This window comes from Escherichia sp. AM3, from assembly GCF_032029835.1.
Lineage (GTDB): Bacteria > Pseudomonadota > Gammaproteobacteria > Enterobacterales > Enterobacteriaceae > Escherichia > Escherichia coli.
Window position 1 is genome coordinate 1 of record NZ_JAVUPQ010000179.1, and the last position, 2,948, is coordinate 2,948.

Below are 2,948 nucleotides of genomic sequence, written 5' to 3' on the forward strand. Positions count from 1 at the left end.
GAAACATCTTCGGGTTGTGAGGTTAAGCGACTAAGCGTACACGGTGGATGCCCTGGCAGTCAGAGGCGATGAAGGACGTGCTAATCTGCGATAAGCGTCGGTAAGGTGATATGAACCGTTATAACCGGCGATTTCCGAATGGGGAAACCCAGTGTGTTTCGACACACTATCATTAACTGAATCCATAGGTTAATGAGGCGAACCGGGGGAACTGAAACATCTAAGTACCCCGAGGAAAAGAAATCAACCGAGATTCCCCCAGTAGCGGCGAGCGAACGGGGAGCAGCCCAGAGCCTGAATCAGTGTGTGTGTTAGTGGAAGCGTCTGGAAAGGCGCGCGATACAGGGTGACAGCCCCGTACACAAAAATGCACATGCTGTGAGCTCGATGAGTAGGGCGGGACACGTGGTATCCTGTCTGAATATGGGGGGACCATCCTCCAAGGCTAAATACTCCTGACTGACCGATAGTGAACCAGTACCGTGAGGGAAAGGCGAAAAGAACCCCGGCGAGGGGAGTGAAAAAGAACCTGAAACCGTGTACGTACAAGCAGTGGGAGCCTCTTTATGGGGTGACTGCGTACCTTTTGTATAATGGGTCAGCGACTTATATTCTGTAGCAAGGTTAACCGAATAGGGGAGCCGAAGGGAAACCGAGTCTTAACTGGGCGTTAAGTTGCAGGGTATAGACCCGAAACCCGGTGATCTAGCCATGGGCAGGTTGAAGGTTGGGTAACACTAACTGGAGGACCGAACCGACTAATGTTGAAAAATTAGCGGATGACTTGTGGCTGGGGGTGAAAGGCCAATCAAACCGGGAGATAGCTGGTTCTCCCCGAAAGCTATTTAGGTAGCGCCTCGTGAATTCATCTCCGGGGGTAGAGCACTGTTTCGGCAAGGGGGTCATCCCGACTTACCAACCCGATGCAAACTGCGAATACCGGAGAATGTTATCACGGGAGACACACGGCGGGTGCTAACGTCCGTCGTGAAGAGGGAAACAACCCAGACCGCCAGCTAAGGTCCCAAAGTCATGGTTAAGTGGGAAACGATGTGGGAAGGCCCAGACAGCCAGGATGTTGGCTTAGAAGCAGCCATCATTTAAAGAAAGCGTAATAGCTCACTGGTCGAGTCGGCCTGCGCGGAAGATGTAACGGGGCTAAACCATGCACCGAAGCTGCGGCAGCGACACTATGTGTTGTTGGGTAGGGGAGCGTTCTGTAAGCCTGTGAAGGTGTACTGTGAGGTATGCTGGAGGTATCAGAAGTGCGAATGCTGACATAAGTAACGATAAAGCGGGTGAAAAGCCCGCTCGCCGGAAGACCAAGGGTTCCTGTCCAACGTTAATCGGGGCAGGGTGAGTCGACCCCTAAGGCGAGGCCGAAAGGCGTAGTCGATGGGAAACAGGTTAATATTCCTGTACTTGGTGTTACTGCGAAGGGGGGACGGAGAAGGCTATGTTGGCCGGGCGACGGTTGTCCCGGTTTAAGCGTGTAGGCTGGTTTTCCAGGCAAATCCGGAAAATCAAGGCTGAGGCGTGATGACGAGGCACTACGGTGCTGAAGCAACAAATGCCCTGCTTCCAGGAAAAGCCTCTAAGCATCAGGTAACATCAAATCGTACCCCAAACCGACACAGGTGGTCAGGTAGAGAATACCAAGGCGCTTGAGAGAACTCGGGTGAAGGAACTAGGCAAAATGGTGCCGTAACTTCGGGAGAAGGCACGCTGATATGTAGGTGAAGTCCCTCGCGGATGGAGCTGAAATCAGTCGAAGATACCAGCTGGCTGCAACTGTTTATTAAAAACACAGCACTGTGCAAACACGAAAGTGGACGTATACGGTGTGACGCCTGCCCGGTGCCGGAAGGTTAATTGATGGGGTCAGCGCAAGCGAAGCTCTTGATCGAAGCCCCGGTAAACGGCGGCCGTAACTATAACGGTCCTAAGGTAGCGAAATTCCTTGTCGGGTAAGTTCCGACCTGCACGAATGGCGTAATGATGGCCAGGCTGTCTCCACCCGAGACTCAGTGAAATTGAACTCGCTGTGAAGATGCAGTGTACCCGCGGCAAGACGGAAAGACCCCGTGAACCTTTACTATAGCTTGACACTGAACATTGAGCCTTGATGTGTAGGATAGGTGGGAGGCTTGGAAGTGTGGACGCCAGTCTGCATGGAGCCGACCTTGAAATACCACCCTTTAATGTTTGATGTTCTAACGTTGACCCGTAATCCGGGTTGCGGACAGTGTCTGGTGGGTAGTTTGACTGGGGCGGTCTCCTCCTAAAGAGTAACGGAGGAGCACGAAGGTTGGCTAATCCTGGTCGGACATCAGGAGGTTAGTGCAATGGCATAAGCCAGCTTGACTGCGAGCGTGACGGCGCGAGCAGGTGCGAAAGCAGGTCATAGTGATCCGGTGGTTCTGAATGGAAGGGCCATCGCTCAACGGATAAAAGGTACTCCGGGGATAACAGGCTGATACCGCCCAAGAGTTCATATCGACGGCGGTGTTTGGCACCTCGATGTCGGCTCATCACATCCTGGGGCTGAAGTAGGTCCCAAGGGTATGGCTGTTCGCCATTTAAAGTGGTACGCGAGCTGGGTTTAGAACGTCGTGAGACAGTTCGGTCCCTATCTGCCGTGGGCGCTGGAGAACTGAGGGGGGCTGCTCCTAGTACGAGAGGACCGGAGTGGACGCATCACTGGTGTTCGGGTTGTCATGCCAATGGCACTGCCCGGTAGCTAAATGCGGAAGAGATAAGTGCTGAAAGCATCTAAGCACGAAACTTGCCCCGAGATGAGTTCTCCCTGACTCCTTGAGAGTCCTGAAGGAACGTTGAAGACGACGACGTTGATAGGCCGGGTGTGTAAGCGCAGCGATGCGTTGAGCTAACCGGTACTAATGAACCGTGAGGCTTAACCTTACAACGCCGAAGATGTTTTGGCGGAT

The 2,948-nt window shown here is 53.2% G+C and carries 1 rRNA gene; it reads left to right on the plus strand.

The features are described from left to right. Positions 1-20: 20 nt before the first annotated feature. Positions 21-2,922: ribosomal RNA gene (locus RTW80_RS23625) — 23S ribosomal RNA — on the plus strand. The last annotated feature ends 26 nt before the right edge of the window (positions 2,923-2,948 follow it).